The sequence below is a fragment of the Pseudomonas sp. WS 5146 genome, from assembly GCF_012985495.1.
GTDB classification, from domain to species: domain Bacteria; phylum Pseudomonadota; class Gammaproteobacteria; order Pseudomonadales; family Pseudomonadaceae; genus Aquipseudomonas; species Aquipseudomonas edaphica.
Map to the genome: position 1 here is coordinate 195785 of NZ_JAAQWL010000002.1, position 15532 is coordinate 211316.

The following is a 15532-nucleotide window of genomic DNA, read 5'->3' on the forward strand; positions in this document are numbered from 1 at the left end:
GGAAGTTAAAAATCAAATGGTCAGTCTGGTCAGCTCGACACCCGGTTCCTGGCTCACGCTCAATTGCTGCACGATAGCTTCCTGCAAGCGCAGGCACAGCTGCGGGTCGGACAGCGGCTGGTTGTCGGCGTCGGTAATGAAGAACACGTCTTCCACGCGTTCCCCCAGGGTCGCAATCTTGGCGTTTTGCAGCGACAGGTCGAACTCCAGGAAGATCCCGCCGATGCGCGCCAGCAAGCCTGGGCGGTCCGGTGCGCTGAGTTCCAGCACGGTCACTGGGCGCTGGGCGTCGTTGGAAATGGTCACCTGGGGCGCAAACGCAAAGTGCTTGAGCTGGCGCGGCACCCGGCGCTGGATGATGGTCGGGTAGTCATCAGGGTTGCGCAGGGCCTCGGTAAGGCCTTCGCGGATCTTTTTCACGCGCACCGGGTTGTCGCCGATCGAGTCACCGTCGGTGTCGAGCACAATGTAGGTGTCGAGGGTGAACTGGCTGCTGGAGGTGATAACCCGCGCATCATGGATGTTCAGGTTGAGCTGGTCCATGGCGGCCACGGTCACGGCGAAGAAGTCGTGCTGGTCCGGCGCGTAGATGAAGATCTGCGTGCCGCCCTCGAATTCGCGCTGGGTGGTTTCCTTGATCAGCACCAGTGGGCCGCCGTCGGCCGGCTGTTGCAGGATCGCGTCACTGTGCCAGGCCACGTCGCCGGCGGTGTGGCGCAGGAAGTAATCATCGCCCAGTTGCGACCATAGCTGCTCGACGTCATCCGGGTCGTTGCCGCCGCGCACGAGGATATCCAGGGCCGCGCTTTGGGTGCGGCGGATCTGCTCCTCGCGGTCCACCGGGTTTTCCAGGCCACGGCGCAGCGCGCGCTTGGTCTCGGTGTAGAGCTGGCGCAACAGGCTGGCGCGCCAGGAGTTCCACAGTGTCGGGTTGGTGGCGTTGATGTCGGAGACGGTCAGCACGTAAAGATAGTCGAGGCGGGTTTCATCACCGACGATCCCGGCAAAGTCGTGGATCACCTGCGGGTCGGACAGGTCCTTGCGCTGCGCGGTCGTCGACATCACCAGGTGGTTCTGCACCAGCCACACGATCAGGCGGCTGTCCCACTGCGGCAATTGGTGGCGCTGGCAGAAGGCTTCGGCATCGACCGCGCCGACTTCAGAGTGGTCGCCATGCCGGCCTTTGCCGATGTCGTGGTACAGGCCGGCCAGATAGATCAGTTCGGGTTTGGGTAGCTTGGCCATGAGTTTACTGGCCAGCGGGAATTTTTCTGACACCTGGGTGTACTGCAACTTGCGCAGGTGTTTGATCAAATTGAGGGTGTGGGCGTCGACGGTATAGATGTGGAACAGGTCGTGCTGCATCTGCCCGACGATAAAGCCGAACTCCGGCAGGTAGCGGCCGAGGATGCCGTAACGGTTCATGCGCCGCAGGTTGCGGTGAATGCCGATCTTGCACTTGAACAGTTCGATAAACAGGCTGGTGTTACGGATGTCGTTGCGAAAATCATCGTCGATCAGGTGACGGTTTTCCCGCAGCAGGCGGATGGTATCGGCGCGCACGCCTTTGATTTCCGGCTGCTGGGCCATCAGCACAAAGATTTCCAGCATGGCGAACGGCGTGCGACGGAACACATTGTCGTTGCGCGCCTCGATATAGCCGTCGTGCAGTTGGAAGCGCGAGTTGATCGGCTGCGGCGGGGCTTCGTCTTCCGGCGCCAGGATCACCTCTTCGAAGTGCTGGATGATCAGGTCGCTGAGCTGGGCAATGCTCATGACCACGCGGTAATACTGCTGCATGAAGCTTTCGATGCTGGTTTTCGCGTCCTCGCCTTCAAACCCCAGCAGGGTGGCGATGGAGCGCTGGTGGTCGAACAGCAGGCGGTCTTCGGAGCGCCCGGCGAGCATGTGCAGGGCGTAACGCACCTTCCACAGGAACTCCTGGGACGAGGCCAGCAGCGCATTTTCGCTCTCGACCAGAAAGCCTTCACCGGCCAAGGCGCGCAGGTTGAGGGTGCCGTACTGGCGGCGGGCCACCCATAAGATGGTCTGGATGTCGCGCAGCCCGCCCGGCGAGCCTTTGACGTTGGGTTCCAGGTTGTATTCGGTGTCGTTGTACTTGTGGTGCCGGGCTTTTTGCTCGGCACGCTTGGCCAGGAAGAACTCCTTGCTTGGCCACATATGCGCGGTGCTGGTGACCTCCAGCATGCGCTGGCGCAGGCGTTCCGGCCCGGCGATGGTGCGGCTTTCCATCAGGTTAGTGATGACGGTGAGGTCGGCGCGTGCCTCTTCGGCGCATTCGTCCACCGAGCGCACGCTCTGGCCGACCTCCAGGCCGATGTCCCACAACAGCGTCAGAAAACGCTCGATGGAATCGCGAAAGATCTCATGATCGGCACTGTCCAGCAGGATCAGCAGGTCGATGTCGGAGTAGGGGTGCAACTCACCCCGACCGTAGCCGCCGACCGCTACCAGGGCGATGTCGGCGTCTTCGCTCCAACTGAACTGCTCCCAGGCCTTTTGCAGGATATTGTCGACGAACCAGGCGCGGTCCTCGATTAGCCGACGAATGTCCCGGCCGCTGCGAAAGCGCTCATCGAGCACCTCGCGGGCCTGGCGGATAGCCTTCTTGAAGGCGGCGATGGGGCTTGCCTTCAGGGCCAGTTCGGCCTGGAACTGGCCACGGTCGAAGAGTTCGGGGTCCACCTGGGGCATCGATCGGCTTTCCTATCTGTCTATTGAGTCAGTCACAACGGTGTAGCTGGAAAACCGAGGCAACCATCACGCCGAAACGCGAGGGATCGTGTCGTCTGCGCGCAGGGTGAAGATCTCGTAGCCGGTTTCGGTGACCAGCAGGGTATGTTCCCACTGGGCCGAGAGCTTGCGGTCCTTGGTGATGGCGGTCCAACCGTCGCCCAGCACCTTGGTGTCGGCTTTGCCCTGGTTGATCATTGGCTCGATGGTGAAGGTCATGCCTGCCTTGAGCTCCATGCCGGTGCCGGCGCGGCCGTAGTGCAGGATCTGTGGTTCTTCGTGGAATACGGTGCCGATACCGTGGCCGCAGAATTCGCGCACCACCGAAAAGCCGTTCTTTTCTGCGTGCTTCTGGATCACTTCACCGATATCGCCCAGGCGGCAACCAGGTTTTACGATCTCGATGGCCTTGTACATGCATTCCTGGGTGACCTGGGACAGGCGCTCAGCCCAGACCGGCACGTTGCCGACGTGGAACATACGGCTGGTATCGCCGAAATAGCGGTCCTTGATCACGGTGACGTCGATGTTCAGGGTGTCGCCGTCCTTCAACGGCTTGTCGCCTGGAATCCCGTGGCAGACCACGTGGTTGACCGAGGTGCAGATCGATTTGGGGAAGCCCTTGTAGTTCAGTGGGGCAGGGATGGCCTTTTGCACGTTGACTATATAGTCATGGCAGATCTGGTTCAGAGTGTCGGTGGTGACGCCTGGCTTGACATGCTCGGCAATCATTTCCAGCACGTCGGCAGCCAGTTTGCCGGCAATGCGCATGCCGGCGATGTCTTCGGCGGTTTTCAAACTAACGGTCATACAGGCTCTCTCTAGCGCGACGCGCTGAAATCAATACGGTTTACGGGCGTGCGACAAATGGTTACGAAATTCGCACAAGCCTCAAAAAACGCGATTCTAACAGACGATGGCGTCAAATCATGATCCTCTGATAATCGCATCTCTCTATAGAGTAGGGGTATGTCGGCTCTATTCAAGGGGTTACACGAACACGGTTGCTGGCAAATGTGATTGCAGGTTTCGTTTTCGTCCTTCGTGTGGTATAAAATGCGCCGCTTTCCGGGGATACCCCGCAAAGCTTAAATCCACACACGTGTCGACACGATGACCTGGGTGCCGGAGGCCTTGATGCCGCTGGTTGGTCATTGGGATACGTGGAGGCCAAACCCGACTTATTAAGGAACTATCATGTCCCAAGTCAACATGCGCGATATGCTGAAGGCCGGTGTGCACTTCGGTCACCAGACCCGTTACTGGAACCCGAAAATGGGTAAATACATTTTCGGCGCGCGTAACAAGATCCACATTATCAACCTTGAAAAAACCCTGCCAATGTTCAACGAAGCTCTGACTTTCGTAGAGCGTCTGGCCCAGGGCAAAAACAAGATCCTGTTCGTCGGCACCAAGCGTTCCGCTGGCAAGATCGTTGCTGAAGAAGCAGCACGTTGCGGTTCGCCGTACGTCGATCACCGCTGGTTGGGTGGCATGCTGACCAACTTCAAAACCATCCGTGCTTCCATCAAGCGTCTGCGTGACCTTGAAGTGCAAGCCGAAGACGGTACTTTCGCCAAGCTGACCAAGAAAGAAGCGCTGATGCGCTCCCGTGACCTGGAAAAGCTCGATCGTTCCCTGGGTGGTATCAAGGACATGGGCGGTCTGCCTGACGCACTGTTCGTTATCGACGTTGATCACGAGCGCATCGCGATCACCGAAGCCAACAAGCTGGGCATCCCTGTTATCGGCGTAGTCGATACCAACAGCAGCCCGGAAGGCGTTGACTACATCATCCCAGGCAACGATGACGCAATCCGCGCTATCCAGCTGTACATGGGTTCGATGGCTGACGCTGTAATCCGTGGTCGCAACCACGTTGCTGGTGGTACCGAGCAGTTCGTTGAAGAAGCTCCGGTAGCTGCCGCTGAGTAATTAGCGCCCTGGCGTTGACTCAGTAAGCAAAAAGGGGGCTTGGCCCCCTTTTTGCCACCTCGAAAACCATTTGTCGGCAGCGCAGCTACAACTTCTGTAACGTGCAGCGGCCTACAAGGGTGATTCGGGAAGAATTGATCGCCCGTTTGATCGGGTGGAATGGTTGAAAACCTATCCAAGAGGATTTTGAAATGGCAGAGATTACTGCAGCGTTGGTTAAAGAACTGCGTGAGCGTACCGGCGAAGGCATGATGGATTGCAAAAAGGCCTTGACCAAGGCTGGCGGCGACATCGAAAAAGCCATTGATGACATGCGTGCTTCCGGCGCCATCAAGGCTGCCAAGAAAGCAGGCAACGTTGCTGCTGAAGGCGCTATCGCTCTGGTTGAAGACGGCAAGGCTGCCGTTCTGCTGGAAGTGAACTCCCAGACCGACTTCCTGGCTCTGCAGGACGACTTCAAGGCATTCGTTGCTGCCAGCGTCAAGAAAGCATTCGACGACAAGCTCACTACCGTTGAGCCGTTGATCGAAGCTCAAGAAGCTGATCGCCTGGTACTGGTCGGCAAGGTTGGCGAAAACGTCAACATCCGTCGCCTGGCCCGCATTGAAGGCGATGTGGTTGGTGGTTACCTGCACGGTAACAAAATCGGCGTCGTGGTTGCCCTGAAAGGCGGCGACGTTGAGCTGGCAAAAGACATCGCTATGCACGTAGCGGCCAGCAACCCGGAATTCCTGCTGCCATCGGAAGTGTCCGCTGACGCAATCGAACGCGAAAAAGCCGTGTTCCTGAGCCTCAACGCTGACAAGATCGCCGGCAAGCCGGAAAACATCGTTGAAAACATGATCAAAGGCCGTATCAGCAAGTTCCTGGCTGAAGCGAGCCTGGTTGAGCAGGCGTTCGTCAAGAACCCTGAAATCAAGGTTGGCGAACTGGCCAAGAAAGCCGGTGCTGAAATCGTTTCCTTCACCTACTACAAAGTAGGCGAGGGCATCGAGAAGCCGGTCGACAACTTCGCTGAAGAAGTTGCTGCCCAGCTGGCTGCCGCCAAGCAATAAGACAGTTTTCAACTGTCGCCGAAAGAGGCTGCCCGCTCACGCGCGCAGCCTCTTTTCAAATGGGAAGGCCAATTTTTATTTGGCTTCCTTTCGGAACTGGCTTACAAAGCCGTGTTCCGATGGCGCTGTGATAGCGTCCAGCTAGAGTGAACGCAAGCCGTAAACGGCTCGCCAAGAATTTTTAAAAAATACGCCGCAGGAGAGATTCGCAATGGCTCAGCAGGGCAGTGGTTATCAGGCTCGCTATAAACGCATTCTACTCAAGCTCAGCGGCGAGGCCCTGATGGGCTCGGAAGAGTTCGGGATCGATCCCAAGGTGCTCGACCGCATGGCGCTCGAAGTCGGCCAACTGGTCGGCATCGGCGTTCAAGTCGGCCTGGTGATTGGCGGCGGTAACCTGTTCCGTGGCGCGGCACTGAGTGCTGCCGGTATGGACCGGGTCACTGGCGACCACATGGGCATGCTGGCCACTGTGATGAACGCCCTGGCCATGCGCGACGCCCTGGAGCGCGCCAATATCTCGGCCATCGTGATGTCGGCTATTTCCATGGTTGGCGTGACTGATCATTATGATCGTCGCAAAGCCATGCGCCACCTGAACGCCAAGGAAGTCGTGATCTTTGCCGCAGGCACGGGTAACCCGTTCTTCACGACCGATTCGGCTGCCTGCCTGCGTGCCATCGAAATCGATGCCGACGTGGTGCTCAAGGCCACCAAGGTAGACGGCGTCTATACTGCCGACCCATTCAAAGACCCGCATGCCGAGAAGTTCGATCATCTGACCTACGATGAAGTGCTGGATCGCAAGCTGGGTGTGATGGACCTGACGGCTATTTGCCTGTGCCGCGACCACAAGATGCCGCTGCGCGTATTTAACATGAACAAGCCCGGCGCCCTGCTGAATATCGTACACGGCGGCGCGGAAGGGACTCTGATCGAGGAAGGCCAACAATGATCAACGAAATCAAGAAAGACGCTCAAGAGCGTATGCAGAAATCCCTGGAGTCTCTGGCCCATGCATTTGGCCAGATTCGTACCGGCAAGGCTCACCCAAGCATCCTGGGTAGTGTGATGGTGCCGTACTACGGCGCAGATACCTCCATCACTCAGGTAGCCAATATCACCGTAAAAGACTCGCGCACCCTGCAAGTCGTGGCTTTTGAGCGCAACATGCTCGGCGCTGTCGACAAGGCCATCCAGAGCGCTGGCTTGAACCTCAACCCGACCAACCTGGGCGAGTTGCTGTTGATCTCCATGCCGGCCCTGACCGAAGAAACCCGTAAGGGCTTCACCAAGCAGGCGAGCGCTGCGGCTGAGGATGCACGGGTTGCCATGCGAAACATTCGCCGTGATGCCATGGGTGAGCTGAAGAAGCTGGTCAAGGATAAAGAAATCAGTGAAGACGAAGAGCGTCGTGCTGCTGCTGATATCGACAAGCTGATCAAGGATTTCGAAGGCAAGATCACCAAGGCCTTCGAGGAGAAAGAAAAGGACCTGATGGCCGTATAAGGGGTCAGGACACCTTCATGGAAAAGACCAAGCAGACTGTGCCCTCTGTGGTGCCGCGCCATGTCGCGATCATCATGGATGGGAATAATCGCTGGGCGAAAAAACGCTTTATGCCGGGTGTCGCCGGGCATAAAGCGGGTGTCGATGCAGTGCGCGCGGTGATTGAGGTATGTGCCGAGGCCAAGGTCGAAGTGTTGACCCTGTTTGCCTTCTCCAGTGAGAACTGGCAACGGCCGGCCGAAGAAGTCAGCGCCTTGATGGACCTGTTCTTCAAGGCTCTGCGTCGTGAGGCCAAGCGCCTCAACGACAACAACATCAGCCTGCGTATCATCGGTGACCGTTCGCGGTTTCATCCGGAGCTGCAGGCTGCCATGCGCGAAGCTGAAGCCATCACCGCTGGCAGCAACCGTTTTGTACTGCAGATCGCGGCCAACTATGGCGGCCAGTGGGATATCGCCCAGGCCGCGCAGCGCCTGGCTCGCGAAGTACAGGCCGGGCACCTGCGGCCCGACGACATCACGCCCGAATTGTTGCAAACCTGCCTGGTGACCGGTGACCTGCCGTTGCCGGACCTGTGTATCCGCACCGGTGGCGAGCACCGCATCAGCAACTTCCTGTTGTGGCAGTTGGCCTACACCGAGCTGTACTTCTCCGACCTGTTCTGGCCGGACTTCAAACACGATGCCATGCGTAATGCACTGGCCGATTTCGCTTCCCGTCAGCGCCGCTTCGGTAAAACGAGCGAGCAGATCGAAGCTGGAGCCCGGGTTTAAATGCTTAAACAACGAATCATCACCGCACTGATCCTGCTGCCGATCGCCTTGTGTGGGTTTTTCCTGCTCGACGGTTCCGGCTTTGCGCTGTTTATCGGCGTGGTCGTGACCCTGGGTGCCTGGGAGTGGGCGCGTCTGGCGGGCTTTAATGCGCAATTGCCACGCGTGGTCTACGCCGCTGTTGTAGCGCTGTTGCTGTTTCTGATGCATACCCTGTCGAGCATCGTGGTGCCTTGGGTATTGGGCGCTGCGGTGCTGTGGTGGGCGCTCGCGACCTTCCTGGTGCTGACCTTTCCGCGCACCAGTGGCCATTGGTCCAGTGTTGCCAGCAAATTGGTGATTGGCTTGTTGATTTTGCTGCCGGCCTGGCAAGGCCTGGTGGAAATCAAGAATGCACCGATGGGCAACTGGCTGATCATGGCGGTGATGGTATTGGTGTGGGGTGCCGATATTGGCGCCTACTTCTCTGGTCGCGCCTTCGGCAAGCGCAAGCTGGCCCCGGCTGTCAGTCCTGGCAAGAGCTGGGAAGGCGTCTACGGCGGCTTGGCGTTGACCTTGCTGATCACGCTCGTAGTGGGTGTTGTGCGCGACTGGTCGGTGAAGGAAATACTCCTGGCCCTGCTGGGTACGGCGGTCGTGGTGTTCATCTCGGTGGTGGGCGACCTGACTGAAAGCATGTTCAAGCGCCAGGCCGGGATCAAGGACAGCAGCAACCTGCTGCCGGGCCATGGCGGCGTGCTGGATCGTATCGATAGCCTTACCGCTGCTATCCCGATCTTTGCAGTGCTGTTGTGGATGACGGCTTCGTGAGCCGCCTGCAACAGGTGACCGTGCTGGGTGCAACCGGCTCGGTGGGGTTGAGCACCCTGGATGTGATCGCTCGCCATCCTGACCGTTATCAGGTGTTTGCCTTGACCGGGTTCACCCGTTTGGCCGAGCTGCTGGCCCTGTGCGTGCGTCATACGCCGCGCTTTGCCGTAGTGCCTGAAGTGGCGGCAGCACGTGGCTTGCAGCAACAGTTGCAGGCTGCCGGGCTGGCTACGCAGGTGCTGGTGGGTGAGGAAGGGCTGTGCCAGGTGTCGGCCGATGCCGAGGTGGACACCGTGGTGGCGGCCATCGTCGGCGCAGCGGGTTTGCGCCCGACGCTGGCAGCGGTGGGTGCCGGCAAGAAGATCCTGCTGGCCAATAAAGAAGCGCTGGTCATGTCCGGCACGCTCTTTATGCAGGCAGTACGCAAGAGCGGCGCAGTGTTGCTGCCCCTCGACAGCGAACACAACGCAATCTTCCAGTGCATGCCCGGTGATTTTGCCCGCGGCTTGAGCCAGGTGGGTGTACGACGGATTCTTCTTACGGCATCCGGTGGTCCGTTCCGGCAAACTCCACTGGCTGATCTGGAGCACGTGTCGCCTGATCAGGCCTGTGCACACCCGAACTGGTCCATGGGGCGCAAGATTTCCGTGGACTCGGCGAGCATGATGAACAAAGGCCTGGAGTTGATCGAGGCGTGCTGGTTGTTCGACGCTCGGCCGGATCAGGTTGAAGTGGTGATCCATCCGCAAAGTGTGATTCATTCCCTGGTCGACTATGTGGACGGCTCGGTGCTGGCGCAGTTGGGTAACCCGGACATGCGCACGCCGATCGCCAATGCCCTGGCCTGGCCGGAGCGGATTGACTCGGGGGTCGCGCCGTTGGACCTGTTCGCCGTTGCGCGCCTGGACTTCGAGGCGCCGGACGAACAACGCTTCCCGTGCCTGCGTTTGGCGCGGCAAGCAGCAGAGGCGGGCAACAGTGCGCCGGCGATGCTTAATGCGGCTAACGAGGTGGCTGTGGCGGCGTTTCTTGACGGGCGTATTCGCTTCCCGCAGATCCCGAGTATCATCGAGGAAGTTTTGAGCCTTGAGCCCGTTGTGGCAGTGGAAGATTTGGGTGCAGTGTTCGAGGCCGATGCAAAGGCCCGTGCCCTGGCCGAGCAATGGTTGAACCGCAACGCGCGTTAGCCTGTGGGCAGGTTTGAGCCTTCAGGCACTGGATTGGAATGCGGAGAAATTAGATGAGTGCGCTCTACATGATTGTCGGCACCCTGGTTGCTCTGGGTGTGCTGGTCACCTTCCACGAATTCGGCCACTTTTGGGTGGCGCGTCGTTGCGGCGTCAAGGTACTGCGCTTTTCCGTCGGTTTCGGCATGCCGTTGCTGCGTTGGCACGATCGTCGTGGCACCGAATTCGTAATTGCGGCCATTCCGCTGGGTGGCTACGTCAAAATGCTCGATGAGCGTGAAGGCGAAGTGCCGGCTGATCAATTGGACCAGTCCTTTAATCGCAAGACCGTTCGTCAGCGTATCGCGATTGTGGCTGCCGGTCCGATCGCCAACTTCCTCTTGGCGATGGTGTTCTTCTGGGTCTTGGCCATGATGGGCAGCCAGCAGGTGCGCCCGGTCATCGGCGCGGTCGAAGCGGACAGCATGGCGGCCAAGGCCGGCATGGTCGCAGGGCAGGAAATTGTTTCCATTGATGGCGAACCGACCACAGGGTGGGGCGCGGTCAATTTACAGCTGGTACGCCGCATGGGTGAAAGCGGCACCATTAATGTGGTGGTGCGCGAACAGGATTCCACCGCCGAGACGCCTCGCGCCCTGGCCCTGGATCACTGGCTCAAGGGCGCAGATGAGCCTGATCCGATCAAGTCGCTGGGGATTCGGCCTTGGCGCCCGGCCTTGCCGCCGGTGCTGGCCGAGTTGGATCCGAAAGGCCCGGCGCAAGCCGCAGGTCTGAAAACCGGCGACCGTTTGTTGGCCCTTGATGGCCAGGCGCTGGGCGACTGGCAGCAAGTGGTTGATCTGGTGCGTGTACGCCCTGATACCAAAATTGTGCTGAAAGTTGAGCGCGATGGTGCTCAAATCGACGTCCCTGTGACCCTGGCGGTACGCGGGGAAGCCAAGGCCGCTGGGGGTTACCTGGGTGCCGGGGTGAAAGGTGTCGACTGGCCACCCTCGATGGTGCGGGAGGTCAGCTTCGGGCCGTTGGCGGCGATTGGCGAGGGTGCAAAACGCACTTGGACCATGAGTGTGCTGACCCTCGAATCGCTCAAGAAAATGTTGTTCGGCGAGCTCTCGGTAAAAAACTTGAGTGGACCGATAACCATTGCTAAAGTGGCGGGCGCTTCTGCCCAGTCGGGTGTCGCGGATTTCCTGAATTTCCTGGCTTATCTGAGTATTAGCCTTGGAGTTCTGAATTTGCTGCCCATTCCAGTATTGGATGGGGGGCATCTGTTGTTTTATCTGGTCGAGTGGGTGCGTGGTCGCCCCTTGTCGGATCGGGTGCAGGGTTGGGGGATACAGATCGGTATCAGTTTGGTGGTTGGAGTGATGTTGTTAGCTCTGGTCAACGATCTGGGACGACTGTAACGCTTCGCTGAATTGCGAATCTGCCGCATTTTGCGGCAGTTTGTTTATTGCCAGTTGGAATAAGAAAGGACTTCATGAAACGTCTGCTGCTAACTGCGGTTCTCACCGTATTGATGATCGCCGAAGTTCACGCCGAGTCCTTCACTATCTCCGATATTCGCGTCAACGGCCTCCAGCGGGTTTCCGCCGGTAGCGTCTTTGGTGCCTTGCCGTTGAACGTCGGGGAACAGGCGGATGATCGTCGCCTGGTGGAATCCACTCGTGCGCTGTTCAAAACCGGGTTCTTTCAAGATATCCAACTGGGTCGCGAAGGTAACGTCCTGGTCATCACTGTCGTTGAGCGACCTTCCGTCGCCAGTATCGAGATCGAGGGTAACAAGGCGATCTCCACTGAAGACTTGATGAAGGGTCTCAAGCAATCCGGCCTGGCCGAAGGCGAGATCTTCCAGCGCGCCACCCTCGAGGGTGTGCGTAACGAACTGCAACGTCAGTACGTCGCACAGGGTCGCTATTCCGCGTCCGTGGAAACCGAAGTGATTCCGCAGCCTCGTAACCGTGTTGGCCTCAAGGTCAAGATCAACGAAGGCACCGTGGCGGCGATCCAGCACATCAACGTGGTGGGTAACACCAAGTTTGCTGATGACGACCTGATCGACCTGTTCGAACTCAAGACCACCAACTGGCTGTCGTTCTTCAAGAACGATGACAAGTACGCCCGTGAAAAACTCTCCGGTGACCTGGAACGTCTGCGTTCCTACTACCTGGACCGTGGCTATATCAACATGGATATCGCTTCGACCCAGGTGTCCATCACCCCGGACAAGAAACACGTCTACATCACCGTCAACGTCAACGAAGGTGAGAAATACACCGTGCGTGACGTCAAGCTCAGCGGCGACCTGAAAGTCCCTGAAGACCAGGTGAAGTCGCTGTTGCTGGTGCAGAAAGACCAGGTGTTCTCGCGCAAGCTGATGACCACCACGTCCGAACTGATCACCCGTCGCCTGGGTAACGAAGGCTATACCTTCGCCAACGTCAACGGCGTGCCGACCCCGCACGACGAAGACCACACCGTGGACATCACCTTCGTTGTCGACCCAGGCAAGCGTGCCTACGTGAACCGCATCAACTTCCGTGGCAACACCAAGTCTGCGGACGAAGTGCTGCGTCGTGAGATGCGTCAGATGGAAGGTGGCTGGGCGTCGACTTACCTGATCGACCAGTCCAAGACCCGTCTTGAGCGCCTGGGCTTCTTTAAGGAAGTCAACGTCGAAACCCCGGCCGTACCGGGTGTGGATGACCAGGTTGACGTGAACTACGCCGTTGAAGAACAAGCCTCGGGTTCGATCACTGCCAGCGTCGGTTTTGCACAGAGTGCCGGCCTGATCCTCGGTGGTTCGATCACCCAGAACAACTTCCTCGGTACCGGTAACAAGGTCTCCATCGGCCTGACCCGAAGCGAATACCAGAGCCGCTATAACTTCGGTTATGTCGACCCCTACTGGACAGCTGACGGTGTGAGCCTGGGCTACAACGCCTTCTATCGCACCACCGACTACAAAGACCTGAACGTTGACGTTGCCAGCTACGCGATCGACAGCCTCGGCGCCGGTGTCAACATCGGTTACCCGATCAGCGAGACTTCGCGTCTGACCTTCGGTTTTACTGCGCAACAGGACAAAATCAAGACCGGTGTGTACACCACGGATGAGATTTTCGACTTCGTGCGCCGTGAAGGTGACCAGTTCCTGAACTTCAAGGCGTCGGTTGGCTGGTCGGAATCGACCCTGAACAAAGGTGTGCTGGCGACACGTGGCCATTCCCAAAGCCTGACTGCGGAAGCCACCACGCCGGGCAGCGACCTGTCGTTCTTCAAGCTCGACTACCGTGGCCAGTTGTTCCAGCCGCTGAGCGACAACTACACCGTGCGCCTGCACACCGAATTGGGTTATGGCGACGGTTATGGTTCGACCAGTGGTCTGCCGTTCTATGAGAACTACTATGCAGGCGGTTTCAACTCGGTTCGTGGCTTCAAGGACAGTACCTTGGGCCCGCGTGGTACGCCGAGTCGTGGTCAAGCGGTAACCGGTAACCAAGGCACGCTCCCTGACTCCAACAATGACGCTCTGGCATTCGGTGGTAACGTACTGATCCAGGGTGGTGCCGAGCTTCTGTTCCCGCTGCCATTCGTCAAGGATCAGCGTTCGCTGCGTACTTCGGTCTTCTGGGACGTGGGTAACGTGTTTGACTCCAAGTGCCAACAGGTCAACAACCCGACTCCTGGTTCTGTGTCCAACACCCAGTGCAATGACGTCAGTCTGACCAACCTCGCCAGTTCCGTAGGTGTAGGTGTGACGTGGGTGACTGCACTTGGCCCATTGAGCTTTGCTCTGGCCATGCCGATCAAGAAACCGGATAACGCTGAAACCCAGATTTTCCAATTCTCCCTCGGCCAGACGTTCTAAGCGTCTGACCCAAGATAACGACAACGGATTCTGTAGGAGTACATCGTGCGTAAGTTGACTCAATTGGTTCTGCTGGCCACCGTGCTGGTAACCACCCCGGCCTTCGCCGAAATGAAAATCGCCGTCCTGAACTATCAGATGGCCCTGCTGGAATCCGACGCGGCCAAGCGTTACGCCGTGGATGCCGAGAAGAAGTTCGGTCCGCAACTGACCAAGCTCAAGACTCTGGAAAGCAGTGCCAAGGGTATCCAGGATCGTCTGGTAGCCGGTGGCGACAAAATGCAGCAAGGCGAGCGTGAGCGTCTGGAGCTTGAATTCAAGCAAAAGGCCCGCGACTACCAGTTCCAGTCCAAGGAGCTGAACGAAGCCAAAGCCGTTGCTGACCGTGAAATGCTCAAGCAGCTCAAGCCTAAGCTCGACAGCGCCGTGGAAGAAGTCATCAAGAAAGGTGCCTTTGACCTGGTGTTCGAGCGCGGCGCCGTGATTGACGTCAAGCCTCAATACGACATCACCCGCCAGGTGATCGAGCGCATGAACCAGCTGAAGTAAGCCATGACCGCGACTATCAAGCTCGGCGAGTTGGCCGAGTTCCTGGGGGCCACCTTGCGTGGCTCCAAGGAGAAAGAAATTACTGGGCTAGCCACCTTGCAGGAGGCTGGCCCAGCTCAGTTGAGCTTCCTCGCAAATCCCCAATACCGTAAATACCTGGTCGACAGCCAAGCCGCAGCCGTGTTGCTGAAGGCCGCTGACGCCGAAGGGTTTAACGGGGATGCGCTGGTGGTTGCCGACCCTTACCTGGCGTATGCCCGGGCGTCGCACCTGTTCGATCCGAAACCCAGGGCGGCGGCTGGTATTCACCCGTCGGCCGTGATTGCCGATGATGCCCAGGTTGACCCTGCGGCCAGCATTGGCGCGTTTGCCGTGATCGAGAGTGGTGCGCGCATTGCTGCCGGTGTCACGGTGGGGGCTCATTGCTTTATCGGTGCGCGCTGCGAAATCGGCGCCGATGGTTGGCTGGCGCCTCGCGTCACCCTTTACCACGACGTGCGTATTGGTGAGCGGGTTGTCATTCAGTCAGGCGCAGTGATCGGTGGCGAAGGTTTCGGTTTTGCCAACGCCAAAGGCATCTGGCACAAAATTGCCCAGGTCGGCGGCGTATTGATCGGCGACGACGTGGAAATCGGTGTCAACACCGCTGTGGATCGCGGGGCCTTGGCCGATACCGTACTCGGTAACGGCGTGAAGCTCGACAACCAGATCCAGATCGCCCACAACGTGCAGATTGGCGATCACACCGCCATGGCGGCGTGCGTGGGTATCTCCGGCAGTACCAAGATCGGCAAGCATTGCATGCTCGCCGGTGGCGTTGGGCTGGTGGGGCATATTGAAGTTTGCGACAACGTCTTCATCACCGGCATGACCATGGTGACCCACTCGATTACCGAGCCGGGTGCCTACTCTTCCGGTACGGCCATGCAGCCTGCGGCTGAATGGCGCAAAAGTGCGGCACGTTTGCGCAAGATCGACGACATGGCCCGACGCCTCAAGCAGGTCGAAAAGCGTGTCGAGGACGTGACCCCTGGCGGTAATGCTTCATCAGAAGGCTGATACCATTTCCATATCAAGTGTGCACAGCCG

General features: G+C 58.5%; 13 protein-coding genes. 11 read left to right on the forward strand and 2 right to left on the reverse strand.

Annotated elements, in window-relative coordinates; translation table 11 throughout:
- Positions 1–12: 12 nt before the first annotated feature.
- Together HBO41_RS05390 and map are read right to left on the reverse strand one after the other, a co-directional pair.
- The gene (locus HBO41_RS05390) at positions 13–2715 is read right to left on the reverse strand and encodes a [protein-PII] uridylyltransferase (protein WP_017137139.1); all 2703 of its coding nucleotides are present in this window, start codon (positions 2713–2715) and stop codon (positions 13–15) included.
- Between the two features lie 66 nt (positions 2716–2781).
- On the reverse strand, positions 2782–3564 hold the full coding sequence (gene map / locus HBO41_RS05395; protein WP_017137140.1) for a type I methionyl aminopeptidase: 783 nt from the start codon (positions 3562–3564) through the stop codon (positions 2782–2784).
- A gap of 387 nt (positions 3565–3951) precedes the next feature.
- Here map and rpsB point away from each other — a divergent pair, with 387 nt between their 5' ends.
- The 11 genes from rpsB to lpxD all read left to right on the forward strand — a co-directional run bounded on the left by rpsB (position 3952) and on the right by lpxD (position 15502).
- Positions 3952–4689 carry a 30S ribosomal protein S2 gene (gene rpsB, locus HBO41_RS05400; protein WP_003189158.1) on the forward strand — a complete coding sequence of 246 codons (738 nt, stop codon included), beginning with the start codon at positions 3952–3954 and terminating at the stop codon, positions 4687–4689.
- A 191-nt stretch (positions 4690–4880) separates the two neighbouring features.
- Entirely contained in the window at positions 4881–5744 is an 864-nt protein-coding gene (gene tsf / locus HBO41_RS05405; RefSeq protein ID WP_053254736.1) for a translation elongation factor Ts, read from the forward strand.
- Between the two features lie 211 nt (positions 5745–5955).
- Positions 5956–6699, forward strand: coding sequence for a UMP kinase (pyrH, locus tag HBO41_RS05410; RefSeq protein ID WP_003172271.1), 744 nt, complete (start codon positions 5956–5958; stop codon positions 6697–6699).
- Positions 6696–7253 carry a ribosome recycling factor gene (gene frr / locus HBO41_RS05415; protein ID WP_017137142.1) on the forward strand — a complete coding sequence of 186 codons (558 nt, stop codon included), beginning with the start codon at positions 6696–6698 and terminating at the stop codon, positions 7251–7253. Before pyrH ends, frr begins: the two co-directional genes overlap by 4 nt.
- 17 nt (positions 7254–7270) lie before the next feature.
- Positions 7271–8026, forward strand: coding sequence for a polyprenyl diphosphate synthase (uppS, locus tag HBO41_RS05420; RefSeq protein ID WP_017137143.1), 756 nt, complete (start codon positions 7271–7273; stop codon positions 8024–8026).
- Positions 8027–8836: a phosphatidate cytidylyltransferase gene (locus HBO41_RS05425; protein WP_065928976.1), complete on the forward strand. Its 810-nt coding sequence runs from the start codon at positions 8027–8029 to the stop codon at positions 8834–8836.
- Positions 8833–10023 (forward strand): 1-deoxy-D-xylulose-5-phosphate reductoisomerase, encoded by a 1191-nt coding sequence (gene ispC, locus HBO41_RS05430; RefSeq protein WP_138454083.1) that lies wholly within the window; start codon positions 8833–8835, stop codon positions 10021–10023. Before HBO41_RS05425 ends, ispC begins: the two co-directional genes overlap by 4 nt.
- 53 nt (positions 10024–10076) lie before the next feature.
- Positions 10077–11429 (forward strand): sigma E protease regulator RseP, encoded by a 1353-nt coding sequence (gene rseP, locus HBO41_RS05435; protein WP_169985378.1) that lies wholly within the window; start codon positions 10077–10079, stop codon positions 11427–11429.
- A gap of 74 nt (positions 11430–11503) precedes the next feature.
- The gene (bamA, locus tag HBO41_RS05440) at positions 11504–13894 is read left to right on the forward strand and encodes an outer membrane protein assembly factor BamA (RefSeq protein ID WP_017137147.1); all 2391 of its coding nucleotides are present in this window, start codon (positions 11504–11506) and stop codon (positions 13892–13894) included.
- A 45-nt stretch (positions 13895–13939) separates the two neighbouring features.
- Positions 13940–14443 (forward strand): OmpH family outer membrane protein, encoded by a 504-nt coding sequence (locus tag HBO41_RS05445; RefSeq protein WP_003189173.1) that lies wholly within the window; start codon positions 13940–13942, stop codon positions 14441–14443.
- A gap of 3 nt (positions 14444–14446) precedes the next feature.
- On the forward strand, positions 14447–15502 hold the full coding sequence (gene lpxD / locus HBO41_RS05450) for a UDP-3-O-(3-hydroxymyristoyl)glucosamine N-acyltransferase (protein WP_017137148.1): 1056 nt from the start codon (positions 14447–14449) through the stop codon (positions 15500–15502).
- Positions 15503–15532 lie beyond the last annotated feature (30 nt).

Bases quoted from the DNA above. Each gene is read 5' to 3' on its own strand.
- HBO41_RS05390 (WP_017137139.1), bottom strand. From the start codon at position 2,715: ATGCCCCAGGTGGACCCCGAACTCTTCGACCGTGGCCAGTTCCAGGCC.
- map (WP_017137140.1), bottom strand. From the start codon at position 3,564: ATGACCGTTAGTTTGAAAACCGCCGAAGACATCGCCGGCATGCGCATT.
- rpsB (WP_003189158.1), top strand. From the start codon at position 3,952: ATGTCCCAAGTCAACATGCGCGATATGCTGAAGGCCGGTGTGCACTTC.
- tsf (WP_053254736.1), top strand. From the start codon at position 4,881: ATGGCAGAGATTACTGCAGCGTTGGTTAAAGAACTGCGTGAGCGTACC.
- pyrH (WP_003172271.1), top strand. From the start codon at position 5,956: ATGGCTCAGCAGGGCAGTGGTTATCAGGCTCGCTATAAACGCATTCTA.
- frr (WP_017137142.1), top strand. From the start codon at position 6,696: ATGATCAACGAAATCAAGAAAGACGCTCAAGAGCGTATGCAGAAATCC.
- uppS (WP_017137143.1), top strand. From the start codon at position 7,271: ATGGAAAAGACCAAGCAGACTGTGCCCTCTGTGGTGCCGCGCCATGTC.
- HBO41_RS05425 (WP_065928976.1), top strand. From the start codon at position 8,027: ATGCTTAAACAACGAATCATCACCGCACTGATCCTGCTGCCGATCGCC.
- rseP (WP_169985378.1), top strand. From the start codon at position 10,077: ATGAGTGCGCTCTACATGATTGTCGGCACCCTGGTTGCTCTGGGTGTG.
- bamA (WP_017137147.1), top strand. From the start codon at position 11,504: ATGAAACGTCTGCTGCTAACTGCGGTTCTCACCGTATTGATGATCGCC.
- lpxD (WP_017137148.1), top strand. From the start codon at position 14,447: ATGACCGCGACTATCAAGCTCGGCGAGTTGGCCGAGTTCCTGGGGGCC.